We start from the raw sequence: 20,730 nt of genomic DNA on the forward strand, positions 1-20,730 counted from the left end.
GACTCCCCCAAAACCCACGGTCTAGTTGTCAGAGGCCCGGTCCGCCGCCAGCCTGTCGCGCAGACTCTTGGGCCGTATATCGGGCCAGTTCTGTTCGATGTAGTCCAGACACGCAGCGCGGTCGGCCTCGCCGTACACCACCCGCCAGCCGGCGGGGACGTCGGCGAAGGTTGGCCACAAGCTGTGCTGCTCCTCGTCGTTAACCAAGACGAAAAAGCTGCCACTTTCGTCGTCGAACGGATTGACACTCACGATTCTCCATACCTCTAGTCAACGTGGGCGAAACTCCTTTGAAAACGGTACTGGAGGCCACCTGGCCTGTCCGGTGTTTCGGCAAAGTTCCTGGTGCTAGCGAAGGTGATGCCTGACACAGCTCTGACCCCTGCGCTGCGAGGGGTTTGGCAACGACAGCTCTCGGTTTCGTGACATGCCAACGGGCTTGGCTGCGTGCCGATCCGAGAGCTGGCGGACGCGGACTGCAACGAGTTCGGCTTCGTTGTTCGTAGTCTACGAACCGCCTCGGGTGCCGCCGCTCGCTCAACGGCGGCTTCCGATCGCTTATACGAGTGTTCCCAATGAGAACGCCCCCGTCAACTTACACGGGCCCCGCGATGGTATTTCATTGGCATTGCGCTTGGCGCCATTGTTAAGCGGTAGTGAATTCTTGGTGGTCAAACGCGATGTTGGGGCCGTTCACGCCAATAGGCGACCATCCCAGTTGCGGTAAGAAACTGTAATAAACGCGACATCGAATCGTGGTTGTGCAATCCACCTTTGCGTGTATGTCCGACGTTTAGTTGACAACGTCGAGGCAGTCTTTTCCGAGGAGATTGCGCGGTCCCACCCAGATTTCGTGCAGCGGTGTGGCGGACGACGTCCGCCACTAAGGCCGTTGAGCTAAAGCGCCCCTCGCCCCGGTTCTGAAGGATTCACACGTGCCGTGGACTGCCTCGATAGGTGGTCTTACCCGGTTCAGCCGACACGGCGCGGCCGCGCGAAGTCTTCCACCAGATCAGCCGCGGCCGCCACGCTTTCGGCGGGATCCGTCATCCGTGCGGCAAGCTCGCGCGCCCGCGCGACGTAGTCCTGGTCGAGAATGGTGCGGAGGTCCGTGACCAGCGATTCGCGAGTAGTACGCGAGAAGCGACGGGTGGTGCCGACCATCAGTCTTCTGATCTGAGTTCCCCAGAGTGTCTGATTGACGTCCATCGAAAGGATCAACGTGGGCACTCCGGCGCGAAGGCCTACGGCCGTCGTGCCCGCGCCACCGTGGTGCACGACCGCGCGGCAAGCGGGAAAGATGGCGGCGAAATTCACCGCACCCACCACCTTGACATGCTCGAAATGCGGGAGATCACTGAAGTCACTCCAGCCCGAGCAAACCAATGCCCGCTCACCCAGCTGCGCGCAAGCCGCACTGATCATGGCAAGCGTGTCGGCCGGCGAGGTGATCGGCATGCTGCCGAAGCCAAAGAAGATCGGGGGTCGTCCCGCGGCAATCCACGACCCGACTTCTTCGTCGGCATCCGTCGGCGTCTCCATCGTCAGCGCGCCGACAAACGGCCGGCGGCCGTGGTATTTCACCCATTCGGCTGCCAGCTCGGGAAAGCACACCTCGTCGTAGGCCTGGATTTCCAGCGATCCGCGTTCAGCGATCCGTCGCGGTGCGGGGCGCGTTGCCCTTGGCAGACCGAGATGACGGCGCTGTTCGTTTTCGACCTTTCTCTCCACAAACCAATCCAGCCAGTCGAATGCCCTCATCGCCGAGCGGGCCAACGGCGCCGGCAAGAATGGCACGAACTGGCCGTTGGGCCGCACCGGGACGTAGTGCAGCGTGGCCAACGGAATGCCGTAGTGCTCGGCCACGTTGGCGGCAGGACGCTCGAAAGCCAACCCGGTGAATAGCAGGTCGGCCCCCTGAGTCAGCGACGTGAGGGTCGCGCTCATGTCCATCCAGCACTGGGTTACCGGCTCCCGGAGTTCGGCCCACAACCTACGCAGATCTCGAACCCTCCAGATATTGCCGAAAAAAGACATCCAGAAGTCGCGATAGGCTCCTAGCAAAACCCGTGTCTCCAGCCCGTAAGCGATCGCGTCAAGCCCAGCCGACTCCGCGAAGCGAACCAGGTCAGGCGCGACTGCCATGCGCACTTCGTGCCCGCGGCGCAGCAACTCACGGCCAAGGGCGGCGCAGGGCTCGACGTCGCCACGAGTTCCATAGCTCGCCAGCACAACCTTCATCGCGGAATCAGCCTTTCACCCATCGTGCGGCGCCCTGCGCCAACTCGCCCGCAGGAAAGATCCGGGCTAGACGTCCCAGGAATAGCGCGGACGTTTGTGCACAAAGATTTCGTCAAAGAAAAGTAGACCGGCATACTCGAAGCCCGATGTTGTCAGCAAGTCATAGACTTTAGAGAACTCATGATTGTGCTCTATGCTTATGACATTTACCTGCACCCTATCGAAGTCAATACCCCGCAGAACTTCGAGTTCGGCACCTTCGACATCGATTGAGAGGTAATCCACGGTTTTCACGCCGCACTCCTTGAGTACGGTATCGATACGATGGCAAGGCACGGTTTCTACAGTTCGCTCGAGTTTCATGGCCTTACCTATCCATTCCACCCACCGAACTTGATTCATGTGTTCGGGTATTCCCCCCAGCATGGTTCCCCCGTGGCTTGAGTCGAATATCATCGACAGCAAACTCCCCGGTGGACGCGACTTAGCCTTACCCTGCCCATCTTTCGACAATCCGAGGAAGGAAATCTGGCCGTCTTCATCGTACGCACACCCCTGGATCAAGCGACAGGAGCGATTCGCTTTCAGCGTCTCAAATGTCGCCGGATTGGGCTCGAATGCAATACCGCGCCATTGCAAATGTTTCTCGAAGTAGAACGTATTGCTGCCTACGACTCCGTCGTATGCGCCGACATCAATAAAAAAGCCGGGCCCTCGATTGTTGAAGAACCATCGATTCAGAAATAAGTCCTGGCCGATTTGGCTTTGGTAGCCCTGCTTCAGCCGCTCGGGAGAAAAGGTGTCCCGGTAGATCTCTTTCGCGGTCAGCTCGGGGTCGTGATTCCGAAATAGGTAGCCCATTGCGCGGCCAGTGGGTCCAGACGTCATCGTGTGGTCTATGGTTCGTCCCAGAAAATATATCTCGACCGTTGAAATAACGTCCCGGATCAGCGGGAGCCGAGCTATATAGACGATTGCCCCGAGTGCGATTTGGTGAAAAAGCCGCGGCGCCTTATTGAGATAAGCTAACATTCGCCGCGCGGCTCCGTTCGGAGGGCGGTTGAGGTTGTGGCAGGGCCGGCGAGCACGCGTTCGGGCCCGTCGAACCGACGCCGCGCCCGGCGCGATGTCAGCCGCCTACCCGTCCGGGTGCGCCCGCCTGGCAAAGTGTGTCCTGTCACCATCCCCCGCTCGCTGTTTGTCGTCTGACACATAGTGCCGCCATCCGAAAGATGTTGTGTCCGATTCACAAAGTTAGCAGCGTTTCGCGGAGTCGCGCGCCGCGCGGGCCGGAGCCCCGGAGTTGCTCAGGTGTCGCTAGGAGAATTTTCGGCTCGGGGTTCAACTGCCGGCGAGCCATTGAAGCGTCGCGTCATCAAGCTTCAACGACAGCGCGCTGACGTTGTCGGCGAATTTCTCAGCCGTCGTGCAGCCGACCACGGCAAATGCCTCAAGGGGGTGGCAGAGTACGTACGCCAGTGCGACCTGGGCCACGGTGACCTGGCGGTCTCGCGCGACTGCGGTTGCGCGCCTTAGCCTTTCGACGTTCGACTCGGTGCCGAAGTAAGATTCGCTCCAGCGGCTCACCCGGTTGCCGCCGGGGTGCTTCGGATCGTAGTGTTCGGAGAAGAAACCGCGGGCGAGGCTGGACCATGCGAACACCGAAAGCCCCTGCGTCGAATACCATTCTCGTGCGCCGCGCTGCTCATCCCCTCCGAGCGTCACAGCGCCGGGCCAGGGAGGTCTTTTCCACTCAGCAAGGCTGAATTGGACGCTCGACGCGCTGAATGGGTGCAGCCCGCTGCCCGCGGCGAACGCGCTGGCGACGGCGATTCGTTCGTGAGACCAGTTCGACGCGCCTATCGCTTGGATCTTGCCCTCGCCAATGTGAGTGTTGAGGCGTTCCATGATCGGCTCGACCTGCGCGCAGGGGTGGTCGTAGTGCAGCAGGTACAGGTCGATGTAATCAGTGCCGAGCGCCTTGAGGGATGCGTGCAGGTCGTGCGTCACGTCGGACGCAGAGAGTCGCGGACGTTTCGACAAGAGGTTGGGATGACATCCTTTGCTGATGACCACAATCTGGTCGCGGTTCCGGCGCTGCCGGATCCAGGCCCCCAGCGTTCGTTCGCTGTCCCAGTAGATGCGTGCCGTGTCGAACGCGTTGCACCCGAGCTCGAAAGACCGATCGAGAAGCGAAAAGGCTTGTCGCTCAAGGCTTCGACTGGGCAAGCCCGGCAGTCCGCGGCCCCGCAGTCGATCGGTGCCGAAGACGATCCTAGAGACCGGCTGCTCGATGCCGGCGACCTTCCGATAATCCATTCAGCTCACAGACTTCACGTAGTCATCGACGATGAATCGACACGCTCGAACGGTCAGGGCCATCATTGTGAGTGTGGGATTCTGGAATCCCGGCGAGACAAAGCACGCGCCATCGGTGACGAATACGTTGTCCGCATCCCAGCACTGGCAGTAGGAGTTCAACACCGAGTTCTCCGGTTCGTCACCCATCCGCGCGCCCCCGGTCTCGTGGATGGCCCCACCGGGCCACAACGCGCCGCACTCGGCGAGGACCAGCGATTGAAGGCGCCGCACCGGAATGTTCCAGCGACCGATCTCGAGGCTCTTGTCGACAGGCAGACCGCCGGCGGATGCGATTTCTGGAAGCTTTCGCTTCATGTGCGCAACCATGTCGACATCGCTGGGCGAATGAGCACACTGGATCCTGGCTACCGGTATTCCCCAGGCGTCCTTCACGCTGGTGTCGAGCGACACGTGATTTTCATACCGAGGCTGCATTTCACCGAATGCACTCATGATCCACACCGGCGCGGCGCGGCCAACTCCCAGTTGGATTCCGTAGCCGCCGGGGAAGTCTGGTGATTCCTTCTCGCAGAAGCTCGGGATGTAAAGGCCCGTTCCGCCGAAGTCGAAGCCATCCTCGTTCAGATCGGCCTCGACATCTGCCTCGGGCACTGTGCCAACTTGCGTGTAGGCGACGTGGTCGCACAGATAACGACCCAAATGGCCCGACGATCCACCCACACCTGCCGGGTGGATGTCGGATTTGGAGTTCAGCAGGATCCGGACGCTCTCGATCGCCGACGCGCACAGCACGACGACCTTAGCGCGTACCGTCCGCGTCTCCTTCGTCAATCGGTCGACGTATTCAACCCCGGTCGCCTTCCCCGACCCCGCATCCATCAGCAGTCGGCTCACGACGGCGTCGGTCCGAATTTCGAGGCGACCGGTCGCCATAGCGAGCCTGACGGGAAGCGGGACCCTATTCGTGTCGTACTTGGTCTTCCTGGCATACGTCACACGCACGTCCGGAAGGCGTTGCTCGACATTGCTCCGGAACGCTTCCTCGATCTTTGTTGTCTTCGCAGGCCCGATGAACTGTCCATCCGGACAATTCGCGATGTCCGCGTTCTCCCCATACACGCCAAGCGTCCGCTCGACCACGTCGTAGTACGGCGCAAGGTCTTCGTAGGACAAGGGCCAATCCAGACCATCGCCGCGAACGCTAGCGGCCTTGAGCTCGTAATTCGACATCCGTGGCACGTGTCTCCACCACGTGTGCAGGCGTCCGCCCAGTTGACGGCCCCGGAACCACAGGAACCTGTTTCGCCTGGCCGTTGTGTACGGATTGTCCCGGTCGCTCACATAGAACTGCCTGGTGGTCTCGGCGAAGGACGAGCACCGCACCTGGATATGCTGGCCTTTCATCGCCCATTTGATCCGCCCCCCGATCCCCATCACGCGCATTTCTGCGTCGGCAGGAAAGTCGTGGGGAATGTCTAGGTTCCTTCCGGCCTCGAGCAACACAACGCTCAGTCCGCCTTCCGTCAGCTCCTTGGCAGCCCACGATCCAGCGGCTCCTGAGCCGACGACGATGGCGTCATACGGTGCTTCGCTTCCAGGCATGCGTCTTCATCTCGTTTCATGCGTGCTTACGCTTGGCCATCGGCAAGGATATGCGTGCCTGCCGCCGTCCACGTCGATTTGACGCAGCGGTAAGCCTTGCCAAAAACGCCCCCGCGCGGCAGTCAATTGTGTGATTCTGGCCTCGGGGAAAATTAATGTGCCCGTGGCGTCCGACCGATATGGATCCTGATCCGCCCAGTTGGACCCAGTTTGGGCATCATCTCGGAGGAACCGATTTGGTTGACCAGAAGTTGAGTCCGCGCGAGGCGGAACGTGTCATGTGGGACGTCATTGTCATCGGCACTGGCATGGGCGGCGGGATGTTGGGCTTTTCGCTGGCCAGGTCAGGCCGCAGGGTGCTCTTCATCGAAAAGGGGCGCTCAACACTGCCTGGAGTGCCGGGCACGATTCGCTCGTCGATCCCAGAAGTGGTCGAGCCGCAGGCAGCTCGTTCGGTGGACACCTATTACGACGCTTTGGCCAGAGCCGGACGCTCCACCGACGAAGTGGAAGACGTCAGCGGCCGCTTCTCGCGGCGGTATTTGCCGGGAGTCGGGAGCGGGACCGGGGGGTCGTCGGCCCTCTACAGCATGGTCTGTGAACGGTTTTTCGCCCGCGATTTCACTCCCCGGCAGGACTTCCGTAACGCCGGCGACTCCACCGTGCCGGAGGCCTGGCCGGTCACCTACGAACAGATGCGGCCCTGGTACACAACGGCCGAGAAGCTGCTGGGGGTTCGGGGCGAGCGCGATCCCCTCCGCCACGAAGCGGCCGACGACGGTCTGCCGGGAGCGCCGCCCTTTTCGGCAGCCAACCAGCCGCTGGTGGATCACCTGGCGGGCCGGGGATTGCATCCCTACCACCTCCCGATGGCCTGCGATTACACCGACGGTTGCACCACCTGCCAGAGTTATCTCTGCCACCTGTCGTGCAAAAACGAGTCGGGTCGCAATTGCCTGCTGCCGGCCGTTACCGAGCACGGCGCCCACCTGCTGACGCAGTGTCAGGCCGTGCATTTGGACGCCGACGCCAAACGGGTTCAGCGGGTCATCTGCCAGCATCCCTCGGGAACACTGACTCTCAAGGCCAAGGTGGTTGCGCTGGCCGCCGGTGCGCTGCTCACCCCGGTGTTGTTGCTCAACTCCCGCTCGGGCGATTGGCCGCGAGGCCTGGCCAACGGCTCAGATTGGGTGGGGCGCAACTTGATGCGTCATCTGGTTGACTTCATCGAGGTCTGGCCGCAACGCGACTCCAACATCACCGCCGAAAACAAAGAGATCGGGCTGAACGACTTCTACTTTTGGGAGGGGGAGAAATACGGCACTTTGCAATCGGGGGGCGCGATGCCGCGAATAGAAGCGTTCACCAACCACCCCGGCTGGCAGTACAAGGCGCTGCGGATGGTAAGTCCCGCGGCGCGGCCGATTTACGAGCGGTTCCTCAGCGGCGGACTGGTATTGGCGGCAATGTTGGAGGACCTGCCCTATCTCGATAACCGCGTGCTGCCATTAGGTGGACCAAGCTCTAACGGCCGTCAGCGCCTGCAGCTTCAGTACCGGCTTCACGCGAGCGAGATCGAGCGCCGCACGGTGTTCTTACGACAGTTGAAAGAGGTTTTCCAGCCGTTCCGCACGAAGTTGCTGCGGGGCGCTACGAACAACGCTGTGCTGGCCCACGTCTGCGGCACGTGCCGCTTCGGTACCAATCCCGCATCCAGCGTGCTCGACCCGAACAACCGGGCGCACGAGGTGGAAAACCTGTACGTGGTGGACGGATCGTTCTTCCCGACCAGCACCGGCCTAAATCCGAGTTTGACGATCGCCGCCAACGCCTTGCGGGTCGCCGAGCACGTGGACCAGGTGCACTTCGCCACAACACCGCAGGCAAACCAGCACACGGTAGCGACGTAGCGGCGTTCGGTCAGCCCACGCGTTTTTTGCGGGCGAAATCCTCAATGAGGTCGGCGGCGGCCGCGACGCTGTCCGCTGCTTTGGTCATCGAGGCACCGACCTGTTTGGCCCGGGTGACGCATTCGGGGGCGAGGATGGTGCGCAGGTCGGCGACAAGCGACTTTTGCGTCAGGCTCGAAAAGCGATGTGCGGTACCGACTTTCAATCGTTTAATTCGAGCCCCCCACAGGGGCTGATCGCCCAGCATCCACAGGATCAGGGTGGGAACTCCGGCGCGTAGCCCGGCTGCCGTCGTGCCCGCCCCACCGTGGTGGACCACCGCGCGGCAGGCCGGAAAGATGGCCGAATGGTTCACTGCGCCCGCCACTTTCACGTGTTCAAGATCCGGGACGTCGCCCAGGTCGGTCCAGCCCGCGCAGACCAACGCTCGTTCGCCCAGTTCCGCGCAGGCCGCGCCGACCATGGCGACCGTGTCGGCGGGAGATTCGATCGGCATGCTGCCGAAACCGAAGTAAATCGGGGGCGTTCCCGCGTCGATCCAGGAGCGGACCTCCTCGTCGGCATCCGCGGGCAACTCCATCGTCAGCGCACCGACAAACGGCCGCTGGCCATTCCACTTCGCCCATTCGTCCGCCAACCCGGGAAAGCACACCTCGTCGTAGGCCTGAATTTCCAGTGACCCCCGATCGGTGATCCGCCGCGGCCCCGGGCTGGTCGCCTTCGGCAGCCCCAACTCTCGGCGTTGTGTGTCCTGTACCTGCTTCCACATGTGCCAAATCAACCACTCGCCCACCGTCATTGCTGCCCGGCCGAGCGGGCCGGGCAACAATGGCAACAGTTGGCCATTGGTCCGCAAAGGCATGTGATCCAGTGTGGCCAAAGGGATATCGTAGTATTCTGCGACGTCGGCAACGACCTCCTGATAAGCCATGGCGGTGCACAACAAATCCGCCCCCTCGGCCAAGGAGACCAGCGTTGCGCTCATCTCCCCCCAGCACCGCACACTTGGTTCCCAGGATTCGCGCCACACCTTGGCCAGGTTGCGAACCCTCCAGAAGTGGCTGGACAATTCCCGCCAGAAGTCGCGGTGCGCGTCGAACATCGCCTCCTCGTGCAGGCCGTAGGGCACCGCCTCGAGCCCGGCCGCCTCCGCGAAACCGACCAGGGCCGGCGATACGGCCATGCGCACTTCGTGACCACGACGCAGCAATTCCAGGCCTAGTGCCGCGCACGGCTCGACGTCGCCTCGGGTTCCGTAGCCCGCCAACACAAACTTCATCGCGTGATTCGCCTTTCACTTCCGACGCGCTCTGCGAGATGAAAACGACACCGCCAAAGGGCCTCAACCGCTCGGCAGCCTAACCCGACACCGACGGCACCCGCGCGAAAACCCGCGCCCAACCTGATCAAGCCTCGCATCCTTCTCAGATGGCAAAGAAAGTACGCGGCAATGTGTTGCGACGGGTCGACAAGGCCCGCAACTAAAGTCGTATGGCGGCTGCCGAAGTGTAACAATGGCCTCTGTTCGAAGACCGCGTCCTCTTACGAAGTTGATGACCTTGCGCCAGGCCAATAACGCCCGCCATGTCGAAAAGGCGCGGGGTCAGCGCTCCGCACCCGCGGGATTTCGTCCGGATATCGAGGGTTTGCGCGCTGTCGCGGTGTTAGGCGTCGTCCTCTTTCACGCTGAGCTGCCCGGTGTGGGCGGTGGCTACGTCGGCGTGGATGTGTTCTTTGTTATTTCGGGCTTCCTCATCACCGGGCTGCTCTGGCGCGAGGTGAGCACCACCGGTAGCGTCCGGCTGGGCCGCTTCTACGGCGCACGGGCCCGCCGTCTGCTGCCGGCGTCGGCCACGGTGGGAGTCATTACTGCGATCGCGTCGGCTCTCCTGTTGCCGCCGTTGCAGGCCCAAACCGTGATCGCTGACGGCGTCGCCAGCGCCCTCTATATCGGCAACTACTGGTTCGTCGTTCAAGGCGTCGATTACCTGGCCGCCAACCTGCCGCCTTCGCCGTTCCTGCACTACTGGTCTTTGGGTGTGGAGGAACAGTTTTACCTGGTGTGGCCGGCGCTGATGATCGGTGCGGCGTGGCTCATGAGGCGTGCGCTCCAGCGCACTAGGAGCCACGCGTTCTCGTCGGAGAGCCCCTATGTGGTGGTCTTTGCGCTGGTCGGGGCCGGTTCGTTTGCGGTGTCGCTGGTAATCACTTACGTGATGCTTCCGGTGGCGTTTTTCTCGCTGCCCACCCGGGCCTGGCAGTTGGCCGCCGGCGGCCTGGTGGCCCTCACGGCCGGCCGATGGCGCAGGCTCCCGGCACTACCTGCCGCCATTGCGGGATGGGCGGGCCTGGCCCTGATCTTGTTGGCCTGCACCCTGTTGCGGGCGACCACGCTCTATCCGGGCACCGCCGCGCTGTTGCCTGTCTTAGGCACGGTGCTGGTCATCGGGGCGGGCTGTGCCGCAGCTTCTCGGGGATGCGCCCGTCTGCTGTCATCGCCGCCGATGCGGGCCGTCGGCCGAATTTCGTATTCGTGGTATCTGTGGCACTGGCCGGTGCTAGTGCTCGCACCGCATTTGTTGGGCCACCCGTTGGGGCTGGCCGCTCGGTTGGGAGCGGCCATTGTGTCCGCCGGGCTGGCGGTGCTCACACTGCGTCTCATCGAGAACCCGCTGCGGTTCGCCCCTGCCCTGCGCCGGTCCTCCCTCGGGAGCCTTGCGCTTGGTGGTGCCGTCACCGCGGTAGCCGTCTGTGTGGGCGCGGCGCTTCTGGAATCGGTGCCTAATCCCGTCGGGCGCGGCGCGCCGGCCGCTGCGCTCAAACTCGCTGTGGCGCCTCCCTCGACGGGCCATAACGTCGACGCGTACGACGCGGCGGTGCAGCAAGCGTTCGCGCAGGTGCAGGCGGCGGTCGCGGCGTCCGCCCAGCTGAAAGCCGTTCCATCGAACCTTGATCCGCCGCTTGCCGACGCGGCAGCCAAACTGCAGGCGTTGCTCCTCAACGGCTGCCTGCTGAGCAATTTGCAGATCCGCCAAGTCAGTCAGCCCGAGTGCGCGACGGGCGATACCGCCTCGACGACGACGGTGGCCCTGGTCGGCGACTCGAATGCCGCGATGTGGGCTCCGGCGCTCCAGCGGGTCGCCGAGCAGCGGCACTGGCGGCTGGAGACCCTGACGAAAGCGGCCTGCCCATTGATGGACTTGCCCATTACCAACCCCCTCCGTCGCTGGGTCACCCATTGCGAGCAGTGGCGTGGCGAGGTTCTCAACCGGTTACGCGTCGAGCGTCCCCAGCTGGTCGTGGTCAGCATGGCTCGCGGCTATCGCGCCGGTCAGAGTTGGCAGCCGGGTTTCACATCGTATGACCCACTGTGGTTCGACAGCCTGAGCCGTCTAACGCAGCAATTGCGGGGCTTTGGCGCGAAGGTGCTCGTGCTCGGTCCGGTCCCGATTCTGCTGTCGGTGGTGCCGATCTGCGTCTCCGGGCACCTCGATGATCCGACGGCCTGCGCGTCGCCTAGGTCGATGGTGGTGAACGAATCCGGCATCGGCGCTGAGGCCGCGGCCACCAACGCGGGCGGCGGACAGTACGCCGACCTGACCGAGCTGTTCTGCACCGCCGAGCGCTGCCCGGCCATCGTGGGCAACTCCCTGGTGTACCTCGAGGGAGGCCACGTCACGGGCGAATACGCGCGGCTCTTGGCACCGGCAATCGGAGCGCTTGCAGACCGCGCGCTGGCCGACGGTTGAGTGCGATGCCAACCTGCCCCGTTGATCGATAGGCGGAGGACGCCGTCGCATCGTGGGTTCTCGCCTTACTTTTTCCAGGAACGGTACTCCCATCCAATCAACCTGTGTGGCAGCGAATTTCGGGAATAACTCGGACCATCGAATGCTGGGGGTTTGCCCCGCGCGTCAAGGACCGGCCAAACGTCCACCTGCCGCATCGATGGTGCAAACACCCTGCCACCAGCCGGGCTCCGGCCCACTGGGCAGGGCAAGCCGTTCGGCAACGGGTGGTAGAAAGCGCGCACCCCAAACCCGGATATGATCGACCAGACCGCACAGATATTGGCGCGTGCCGGTCACCTAATTCGTCAGTAGACAAACCGGGAGGCGTCGGTCTTGTCAACGTCCGTGCTCGTCACTGGTGGGGCAGGATTTATCGGGTCCGCGCTCGCCCATCGACTGGTCAAAGCCGGTTATGACGTCGGGGTGATGGACGTCCTGCATCCGCAGGTGCATGCCGGATATCAGCCGATAGAACTGCCGAAATCGGTGCGGTTCTTCACCGGAGACGTCACCCATGCCCCTGACTGGGATGCGGTGCTTCGGTTGTTTCGCCCTTCTCAAGTCGTCCATTTGGCCGCCGAAACGGGAACGGCACAGTCGCTTTCCGAGGCAACGCGCCACGGCTCGGTCAACGTGGTAGGCACCACCCAGCTTCTGGACGCCCTGAGTCGCTCGGGAGTCGTGCCCGACCAGCTTGTGCTGGCGTCCTCACGGGCCGTCTACGGCGAGGGCGCTTGGCAATGCGGTACGCAGACCTTCTACCCGCGACCCCGCAGCCATGCTCAACTATCGGCCGGTATCTGGGATCCCCAAGGGCCCAACTCCGAACCGGCGGTGGCCCTTCCGAGCAGCGCGGCGCAAACCGAGCCCCGCCCTACCAACATCTACGCAGCGACCAAACTCGCTCAGGAGCACATGTTGGCGGCTTGGACGTCCGCCCACGACACCGGTCTCAGTGTGCTGCGTCTGCAGAATGTTTACGGGCCGGGCCAATCGCTGACCAATTCCTACACCGGAATCGTCACTCTCTTCGCACGATTGGCGCGCGCGCAACGCCCGTTGGAGGTATACGAAGACGGCCGGATCGTACGCGATTTCGTCTTCATCGACGATGTCGTCGACGCGTTGTTCGCAGCGGTGCGAAGGCCGACGGCTGAACCACGCCGAGTCGATGTCGGGTCGGGAACCGCGACCACCATTCACGAGCTGGCCCGCAAGATCGCCGCCATCTGCGGCGCCCCGGAACCGATTGTCGTACCCAAATTTCGCGACGGCGATGTACGCGCCGCGAGCTGCACCGTCGAGGCGGCGCACGACGCACTCGACTGGCGTCCGAAGTGGACACTCGAGGACGGTCTTCATGCACTGCTCAAGTGGATTGGCGAGCAACCCGAATTACCTTTGGAGCCAAACGGATAGCGTTGACAGCTTGCCGCGCACCGGTTTGGCCGTCGGCCAAGGTTGCCGACCGTCGCCGAGCGCAACTCAATCGATTATCCAGCCCGCCTCTTGCGCGCGAAATCTTCGAGCAGATCGACTGCGGTTGCAACGCTTTCGGCCGGTTTGGTCATTCGGGTCGCGATCTCGCGCGCCCGCGCGACGTACTGCGGGTCGAGGATCCGGCGCAGATCCGCGACGAGCGATTCTTCGGTGGTGGAAAAGCCGCCGGCGGTGCCCACCTTCAGGCGTTCAACCTGGGCTGCCCAGAGCGTCTGATCGAGAAACGTCGAAAGGATCAACTGCGGGACTCCGGCACGAAGGCCAGCGGCCGTGGTGCCCGCTCCCCCGTGGTGCACGACCGCACGGCAGGCGGGAAAGATGGCCGCATAATTCAGCGTGCCCACCACCTTGACGTTCTCGAAATGGGCGAAGTCGCTGAACTCAGTCTCGGCCGCACATACCAACGCCCGCTCGCCTAACTGCGTGCAGGCCGCGCTGAACATAGCGATCGTGTCGGCGGGAGATTTGACTGCCGTGCTCCCAAAGCCGAAGAAAATGGGCGGTGTTCCCGCCGCGATCCACGATGCCACGTCCTCGTCGGCATCCGTTGGCAACTCCAAGGTCAGCGCGCCGACAAAGGGCCGCTGGGCTTTCCATTGCGCCCATTCGGCCGCCAGCCCGGGAAAGCACACCTCGTCGTAGGCCTGAAGTTCCAGCGATCCGCGTTCGGCGATCCGTCGCGACCAGAGCTTGGTGGCCTTCGGCAGGCCCATTTTGCGGCGCTGGACGTTCTCGAGTTTCCTCGTCACGGGCCAACCCAGCCAGTCGTTCACCCGCATTGCGGAGCGTGCCACCGGCGCCGGGAGCCGCGCCACGAGCTGCCCGTTGGGCCGCATCGGAGAGGTATGCAGCAGGGCCAATGGAATGTCGTAATACTCGGCCACATCGGAAGCCGACTCCTGGCCAATCACCATGGTGAGTAAAACGTCGGCTCCGTCGGCCAGCGACAGCAGAGTCGTGGTGATCTCGTCCCAGCTCCGGTTGAGCAGGTGCCAATCCTCGCGGCCCAGCCTGATCACACTCCGGACCTTCCAGAAATTCCGGAATAACCGCGTCAAGAATTCGCGGTGCAGATCCTGCCACTCCCGCGCATCCGGTCCGCAAGCAACCGCCGTTAGCCCAACCGACTCGACGAAGCCGACCAGATCCGGCGCCACGGCCATACGCACCTCGTGCCCTCTGCGCAGCAGCTCCCGTCCAAGGGCAGCGCAAGGTTCAACATCACCGCGAGTCCCATAGCATCCCAGCACAATCTTCATCGCGGAGCGTTAGCCTTTCACCTATTCGTGCGCGTTCTGCGAGACGCAAGCGGGCGCCTCCCGTCCGCCAGCTGCCATCTCACTGCATAACCCCGTACCCACGCTATCGACTGGGAACCAGCAGTCGTGGGCGAAGCGATCCACCTCGTCCAGACAGACTAAGGGTCGACCAGGATTCGCGCCCGCATAACGTCGTCCTACATATCACTGATACATACGAGCGGTGCGCCGTCGCCCGCATTCGATAGGGAGTGCGGGCCGCGGGTCTTTGCGCGACACCTGGGTTGCCCACGTGACCGTTGTTGGACGGTTCAGCCCGCCGCGGGGGCGGATGCTATGGTCGTGATCGCTCAAACCGGGCAAAAGCTCTGGGCATTCATCCGTTGAGGAACTCGATTTTGGCTGACGGCGAGCTGAGTCCGCGCGAGGCGGAACGCGTCATGTGGGACGTGATTGTCGTCGGCACGGGCATGGGCGGCGGGATGCTGGGCTACTCGTTGGCCAGGTCGGGCCGCAGGGTGCTGTTCGTCGAGAAGGGGCGCTCGACACTGCCCGGGGTGCCGGGCACGATCCGGTCTTCGGAGCCCGAACTGGCCGAGCCGCTGGCGAGTCGTTCCGTGGACACCTATTACGACGCGTTGGCCCGGGGCGGGCGCACCACCGACGCGATCGAATTCATGGTCAACGGCTCCGCGCGGCAGTTTGTGCCCTACCTCGGCAGCGGGACCGGCGGGTCCTCGGCGCTGTATGGGATGGTCTGCGAGCGGTTCTTCGCCCGTGACTTCACTCCGCGGCAGGATTTTCGCGACCCCGGCGAGTCCACCGTCCCGGAGGCCTGGCCGCTCACCTACGACCAAATGCGGCCCTGGTACGCGGCGGCCGAGAAGTTGTTGGGGGTTCGCGGCCAGCCCGACCCTTTGCGACCGGAGGCGGCCGAGGTCGGTTTGCCTGCGGCACCACCCTTTTCGGCCGACGTTCGGCCGTTGGTCGACTACCTGGCCGGTCGGGGTTTGCATCCCTACCACCTGCCGATGGCTTGCGACTACACCGACGGGTGTACCAGCTGTCAGGGATATCTCTGCCAACAGTCGTGCAAAAACGACGCCGCCCGCAATTGCCTGCTGCCGGCCATCAACGAACACGGCGCCCAACTCCTGACACAGTGTCGTGTCGTGCGGCTGAACGCCGACACCACCCGGGTCCAGCAAGTCATCTGTGAGCATCCCTCCGGCACGCTGACCCTCAAAGCGAAGGTGGTGGTGCTGGCTGCCGGGGCGCTGCTCACTCCGGTTTTATTGCTGAGTTCCCGCTCGGGTGATTGGCCCCGCGGATTGGCCAACGGCTCAGACTTGGTGGGGCGCAACCTGATGCGTCATCTGATTGACTGGGTGGAGATCTGGCCGCAGCGGGATTGGAAGATCAGAGGCCCGAACAAGGAAATCGGGTTGAATGATTTTTACTTCTGGGAGGGGCAGAAGTACGGCACCGTACAGTCAGCGGGTTTGGTGCCGCCCATGGAGGTCCTGACCAGTCAGCCGGGCTGGCAGAGCAGGGCGCTGCGCCCGATGCGACCAGCGCTACGTCCGCTCTACCGGCATTTCTTCAATAGCGGTCATCTGCTGGCCCTGATCATGGAAGACCTGCCCTATCTGGACAACCGCGTGCTGCCGTCCGACTGGACGACCTCGGACGGCTGCCGGCGGCCGAGGGTCGAGTATCGTCTGCATGCCGGTGAGCTCGAGCGCCGCTCCGTGTTCTTACGCCAGTTGAAAGAGGTGTTCGAGCCTTTTCGCAAAATCACCTTGCGCGGGGCCACGAACAACGCGGCCGTAGCCCATGTGTGCGGAACGTGCAGGTTCGGTACCGATCCGGAATCCAGTGTGCTGGACCCACAGAACCGGGCACACGAAGTAGACAACCTATACGTGGTGGACGCCTCGTTCTTCCCGTCCAGCACCGGTCTGAATCCCAGTTTGACGATCGCCGCCAACGCCTTGCGGGTGGCGGCGCATGTGAACCAGGCGCATTTCGCCGCCTGAGAACGAAGGGTGCCGTTGCGGTATCGGTGCCGACGCTAGGTTCGTTCGGTCGGCTGGCGAACCGGGAGGCCGGCGGCGCGATAGATTGCATCGACGACGGTCATGTTCTCGATCGCGTCTTCTAGCGTCGTCTTGACCGGCTCACCGCGCAGCACCGCCGCGGCGAAAGCGTCGAGCTGATATGCGAAGGGGCTGCGTCCCGGGAAGCGCTCTGTCCGATTGCCCTCGGAAGATCGGACCGTCAGCCGACGAAAAGGCGCAAGCGGGCTGAGCACACCCAGTTGCCCACGGTCACCAATCACCTTGGCGCTCAAGTGCAGTAGATCAGATGACCACATCGAGCAGCGGACCTGTGCAGTATGCCCAGCCGCAAACCGCAACTCGGCCGTCATTGCCCGGTCCACCTGAGCACCGCGCAATTTGGCATGTGCCGAAACGACTTCCGGAGTCGAGCCACCGAACGTGCGAGCCATATTGACCGCATAACAGCCAAGATCCATCGTCACACCACCCGCAAGGGAGTAGTCGTAACGGATGTCGGAGAACTTCGGCAGCAGCGTGCACAGGGCCACTTCCACTCGCTTCAGCTTGCCCAACTCGCCGGAGGCGATGATCTGCTCCGCGCGCAAAGTCAAAGGGAGATAGCGATAATAGAACCCCTCCATCACCACTCGGTCGGACTTCGCGGCCAGCTCGCCGATCTCGCGGGCCTCGGCCGCATTGGCGGCAAAAGGCTTCTCGCACAACACGTGTTTACCCGCGGTAAGCGCACCACGAGCCCATCTGCCGTGCAAGCCGTTCGGCAAGGCGATGTAGACGGCGTCCAGTTCTGGATCGGCGACCAGCGCCTCGTAAGTGTCGTGCACTCGGGGGATGCCGTGTTTGACGGCGAAGGCTTGAGCGCGGGCCACTTCGCGCGATGCCACCGCAGCCACCTCTACCTCGGCGCTGTCTTTCGCCGGGTTGACGACGGCGGCGGGTGCGACGCGGGCGGTGCCCAGTATGCCGATCCGTACCGGCGTCCCGCGTCTAGACACGGGACCCAATGCTAGCAGCTGAGAAGTTGACTGACCGCCGATTGCGGCGACCTCCGGCACGCAATCGCCTCGGCGGTCAGCACCGGCATCGCGATGATTGCAGTTTTTGGGCCAGCGCAATCGTCAGCTACCTCGCCGGACCCACGAAAAACCAAGCGGCACTGCGGCTACTGCACGACTTTGGCCGGCCGTCAAACGGTGGGCGACTGACGGGAGCGGGTCATCTTCGATTCTCGAGACCTTCAGCGTGACTCTGCTGCGGCGCCGACGTCCGAACGGTCAACTGCCCGATCACCCGACACGCTTGGAGCGGGCGAAATCTTCCAAGAGATCGGCGGCGGCCGCAACGCTTTCGGCGGGTTTGGTCATGCGGGTGGCAAGCTCACGGGCACGGGTGACGTATTGCGGTGCAAGGATGGTGCGCAGGTCAGCGACCAACGATTCTTTTGTAGTGCTCGAAAGGCGCCGTCCGGAGCCGACTTTCAGCCGTTTGACCACAGCTGCCCAGCGCGGTTGATCGCCCAAGATCCACAGGATCAACGTGGGTATCCCGGCGCGCAGGCCGGCGGCCGTGGTCCCCGCACCGCCATGGTGTACGACGGCGCGGCAGGCAGGAAAGATGGCCGAGTGGTTGACCTCGTCCACCACCTTGACCTGATCACAATGGGCAACCTCGCTGAAGTCGGTCCAGCCCGCGCACACCAGCGCCCTTTCGCCTAGCTCCGAGCACGCCGCGCTCACCATGGCAAGCGTGTCGGTGGCAGATTCGACCGGCATGCTGCCGAAACCGAAGTAGATCGGCGCTTTCCCCGCGGCGATCCAGGAGAGGACCTCCTCATCGGCGTCGGTGGACAGCTCCATCGTCAGCGCGCCGACAAAGGGCCGTTGACCGTTCGAATTCGCCCATTCGGCGGCCAGCTCGGGAAAGCAAATCGCCTCGTAGGCTTGAATTTCCAACGACCCCCGTTCAACGATCCGCCACGGCCAGGGGCGTGTGGCCTTCGGCAGACCCAGTCGACGGCGCTGCGCGTCCTCGACCTTTTTCCAAAGGCGCCAAACCAGCCACTCGACCGCCGTACCCGAATAGCGGCGCAGTCCCTGACCGTTGGACCGTGAGAGGAAGGTATGCAGCGTGGCCAGCGGAATGCCGTGGTATTCAGCGATATTGGCGGCGGGTCCCTCGAAGGCCAGTCCGGTGACGAGGACGTCGGCGCCCTCGGCCAGCGACATCAGCGTTCCGCTGATCTCGTCCCAACACTGGGCAAACAACTCCCGAGACTCGCGCCCCGACCTGATCAGCTCCTTGACCTTCCAGAAGCGGCGAGACAACGACGTCTCGAAATCCCGTTGTCCGGGGATCCACCGCCGCGTCTCGAGCCCATAGGCGACCGCGGGAAGTCCAACCGCCTCGACGAAGCCAACGAGTTCAGGCGCCACGGCCAGTCGCACGTCGTGCCCTCTGCGCAGCAGTTCGCGGCCGACCGCAGCGCACGGCTCGACATCGCCACGACTCCCATAACTCGCCAGCACAAACCTCATTGCGAATTTAAGCCCCCGACTTCCCGTGCGCTTCGGCGTAGATGAGCGGCAGCCCGCGCCCCGGCTCAGCCGCCCGGCAGTTTAACCCACAAGGACCGCCATCGACGGCCATCTGACCGTTCCCAGCCGCTGCTTGTTCGGATGCGGTCAGAGACGTCATGTTGGACAGTCCGTTGCGGTCGCCGACGCCGGCGTTAGAACTTCATCGGTTGTGTTGTGCGGTTCAGCCGGCGCTGAGAGGTTTCTCGCCACAGCGAGTCCCCCGTCGACGCCGATCAGGCAGCGCGAAAGAGGTAATACCACTTGGGCGAAACACCAAATCTCTGCACCTCTGGGTTTCCGTACTTCGGCTCGACATGACACAACCGGTATCCATGCTGTTCGAGTAGCGGACTGAAATCGGTGCCGTCGACCATCCTTACGGCTTTTTCGCCTTCGATGCTCATGTTAGGAACGATGAAAAGGTATTCGACCTTCAGCTCTGCGCATCGGGAAACCCAGTAATCGACAGCCTCCGTTGAGCATTCGGAGAAGCTGTGGATGTTGACCGCCAGGTCGATCGTTCCAGGGGTGAGATCTCGTTGATCGTCGAACGGGACGACACGCGCGCGTGCGGCGCCCTTTTGCCGCAGATAATACTCGGAAAGAAAAGTCGACTCCGGGATAGCGTCGATGCAAAAATAGGTATCGATGTTGCTCAGCGCGGTCACCGCCCGGTAGGCAAGCCTGCCGTATCCTGCGCCGATATCGAGCACCTTCAGGTTCGGCCGTTTCGAGATCTGTAGCACACGCTCCAGGAAGAGTAACTCAGAGACTGAATCCAACAGGTCGCGGCTGACGAGTCTCTGGTTGCCACTCTGGTCCACATCGCCTGTCGGGAATGTAAACACACCGTAGTCACCGTCTTCGGTAAAGGTGTCCAGAAGCCCAAGCGTGTCAATCGTTTTCAAATAAAAGTATGTCAGGACATATTTTTCGGGTGTGTTCTTGTCCCTGAACTGGAAAACGTAGGCATTGTCTCCCCGGAAGTAGAGCAGATCGTCCGCCGAGACATAACCGGCACGCCAAACCGGCGACCTGCGGATGACGTCCTGAACGCCGCCATAGCGCTGACGTAGCGCCTCAAGCTCCGGATTCGTCGCGCAGAGGGTGGCGCGGTCATCGGGGACGATGCCCCGGCCGGAGTGGCCCCTCCGGCGACGACGCCACGACTCTGCTCGCTCCCGCGCGCCGTTGATCGGCTGCCGCGCTTGGAACGCGATCAACCACCTCAGCGCCTCGACGCGCTGTTGCAACGAGTGATTTTCCCTCACCATGCTCCCGTCACCGCTTTGTCTCCCGCCACATCATGGCGCCCAGCGAAAGGCACTGGGGCACAAAATACAAAATCACTGCAGCGCCGCGCCGTCGGGGCGCTGCCAGTTGCGGCCGGGCCGACCTCGGCGACCCATCACGACATCTATCACTGTTGGGGCCTCCGCGCTGCTGGA

At 62.9% G+C, this 20,730-nt stretch carries 14 protein-coding genes; 4 read left to right on the top strand and 10 right to left on the bottom strand.

What is annotated here, in order from left to right; translation table 11 throughout:
- Positions 1-21: 21 nt before the first annotated feature.
- From A5686_RS09215 to A5686_RS09235, 5 genes are all read right to left on the bottom strand, one after another.
- Positions 22-252, bottom strand: a complete 231-nt coding sequence (locus A5686_RS09215; RefSeq protein WP_067933312.1) for an MbtH family protein — start codon at positions 250-252, stop codon at positions 22-24.
- 720 nt (positions 253-972) lie between these two features.
- Entirely contained in the window at positions 973-2,241 is a 1,269-nt protein-coding gene (locus tag A5686_RS09220) for a glycosyltransferase (protein ID WP_067933313.1), read from the bottom strand.
- Positions 2,242-2,307: 66 nt separating this feature from the next.
- Positions 2,308-3,273 carry an FkbM family methyltransferase gene (locus A5686_RS09225; RefSeq protein ID WP_067933314.1) on the bottom strand — a complete coding sequence of 322 codons (966 nt, stop codon included), beginning with the start codon at positions 3,271-3,273 and terminating at the stop codon, positions 2,308-2,310.
- Between the two features lie 309 nt (positions 3,274-3,582).
- Complete coding sequence (locus A5686_RS09230; RefSeq protein WP_067933315.1) at positions 3,583-4,560, bottom strand: aldo/keto reductase; 978 nt, start codon at positions 4,558-4,560, stop codon at positions 3,583-3,585.
- On the bottom strand, positions 4,561-6,165 hold the full coding sequence (locus A5686_RS09235; protein ID WP_067933317.1) for a GMC oxidoreductase: 1,605 nt from the start codon (positions 6,163-6,165) through the stop codon (positions 4,561-4,563).
- 236 nt (positions 6,166-6,401) lie between these two features.
- Between A5686_RS09235 and A5686_RS09240 the strand changes: the two genes are divergently transcribed.
- Complete coding sequence (locus A5686_RS09240) at positions 6,402-8,075, top strand: GMC oxidoreductase (RefSeq protein WP_067933417.1); 1,674 nt, start codon at positions 6,402-6,404, stop codon at positions 8,073-8,075.
- A gap of 10 nt (positions 8,076-8,085) precedes the next feature.
- Here A5686_RS09240 and A5686_RS09245 read toward each other — a convergent pair whose 3' ends face one another.
- A complete protein-coding gene (locus A5686_RS09245) occupies positions 8,086-9,354 on the bottom strand; it encodes a glycosyltransferase (protein ID WP_067933319.1) in 1,269 nt (422 codons plus the stop codon).
- Positions 9,355-9,628: 274 nt separating this feature from the next.
- Between A5686_RS09245 and A5686_RS09250 the strand changes: the two genes are divergently transcribed.
- Positions 9,629-11,824 carry an acyltransferase family protein gene (locus A5686_RS09250; RefSeq protein WP_067933321.1) on the top strand — a complete coding sequence of 732 codons (2,196 nt, stop codon included), beginning with the start codon at positions 9,629-9,631 and terminating at the stop codon, positions 11,822-11,824.
- Between the two features lie 387 nt (positions 11,825-12,211).
- Entirely contained in the window at positions 12,212-13,285 is a 1,074-nt protein-coding gene (locus tag A5686_RS09255; protein ID WP_067933324.1) for an NAD(P)-dependent oxidoreductase, read from the top strand.
- Between the two features lie 74 nt (positions 13,286-13,359).
- Here the strand turns inward: A5686_RS09255 and A5686_RS09260 are convergent, their stop codons facing one another.
- A complete protein-coding gene (locus tag A5686_RS09260; protein WP_067933327.1) occupies positions 13,360-14,625 on the bottom strand; it encodes a glycosyltransferase in 1,266 nt (421 codons plus the stop codon).
- Positions 14,626-15,023: 398 nt separating this feature from the next.
- On the opposite strand from A5686_RS09260, the gene A5686_RS09265 reads away from it, so the two are divergent.
- Positions 15,024-16,664 carry a GMC oxidoreductase gene (locus A5686_RS09265; protein WP_067933421.1) on the top strand — a complete coding sequence of 547 codons (1,641 nt, stop codon included), beginning with the start codon at positions 15,024-15,026 and terminating at the stop codon, positions 16,662-16,664.
- Positions 16,665-16,699: 35 nt separating this feature from the next.
- Here the strand turns inward: A5686_RS09265 and A5686_RS09270 are convergent, their stop codons facing one another.
- The 3 genes from A5686_RS09270 to A5686_RS09280 all read right to left on the bottom strand — a co-directional run bounded on the left by A5686_RS09270 (position 16,700) and on the right by A5686_RS09280 (position 20,535).
- A complete protein-coding gene (locus A5686_RS09270; RefSeq protein WP_067933430.1) occupies positions 16,700-17,701 on the bottom strand; it encodes a Gfo/Idh/MocA family protein in 1,002 nt (333 codons plus the stop codon).
- Between the two features lie 291 nt (positions 17,702-17,992).
- Positions 17,993-19,240: a glycosyltransferase gene (locus A5686_RS09275; protein ID WP_067933329.1), complete on the bottom strand. Its 1,248-nt coding sequence runs from the start codon at positions 19,238-19,240 to the stop codon at positions 17,993-17,995.
- Between the two features lie 275 nt (positions 19,241-19,515).
- Positions 19,516-20,535: a putative sugar O-methyltransferase gene (locus A5686_RS09280; RefSeq protein WP_197520526.1), complete on the bottom strand. Its 1,020-nt coding sequence runs from the start codon at positions 20,533-20,535 to the stop codon at positions 19,516-19,518.
- Positions 20,536-20,730 lie beyond the last annotated feature (195 nt).

The organism is Mycobacterium sp. E2479, from assembly GCF_001667925.1.
Classification (GTDB): Bacteria; Actinomycetota; Actinomycetes; order Mycobacteriales; family Mycobacteriaceae; genus Mycobacterium.

Coding starts and splice junctions, on each gene's coding strand:
- A5686_RS09235 (WP_067933317.1), bottom strand. CDS start 6,165: ATGCCTGGAAGCGAAGCACCGTATGACGCCATCGTCGTCGGCTCAGGA.
- A5686_RS09260 (WP_067933327.1), bottom strand. CDS start 14,625: ATGAAGATTGTGCTGGGATGCTATGGGACTCGCGGTGATGTTGAACCT.
- A5686_RS09250 (WP_067933321.1), top strand. CDS start 9,629: ATGACCTTGCGCCAGGCCAATAACGCCCGCCATGTCGAAAAGGCGCGG.
- A5686_RS09230 (WP_067933315.1), bottom strand. CDS start 4,560: ATGGATTATCGGAAGGTCGCCGGCATCGAGCAGCCGGTCTCTAGGATC.
- A5686_RS09275 (WP_067933329.1), bottom strand. CDS start 19,240: ATGAGGTTTGTGCTGGCGAGTTATGGGAGTCGTGGCGATGTCGAGCCG.
- A5686_RS09220 (WP_067933313.1), bottom strand. CDS start 2,241: ATGAAGGTTGTGCTGGCGAGCTATGGAACTCGTGGCGACGTCGAGCCC.
- A5686_RS09245 (WP_067933319.1), bottom strand. CDS start 9,354: ATGAAGTTTGTGTTGGCGGGCTACGGAACCCGAGGCGACGTCGAGCCG.
- A5686_RS09225 (WP_067933314.1), bottom strand. CDS start 3,273: ATGTTAGCTTATCTCAATAAGGCGCCGCGGCTTTTTCACCAAATCGCA.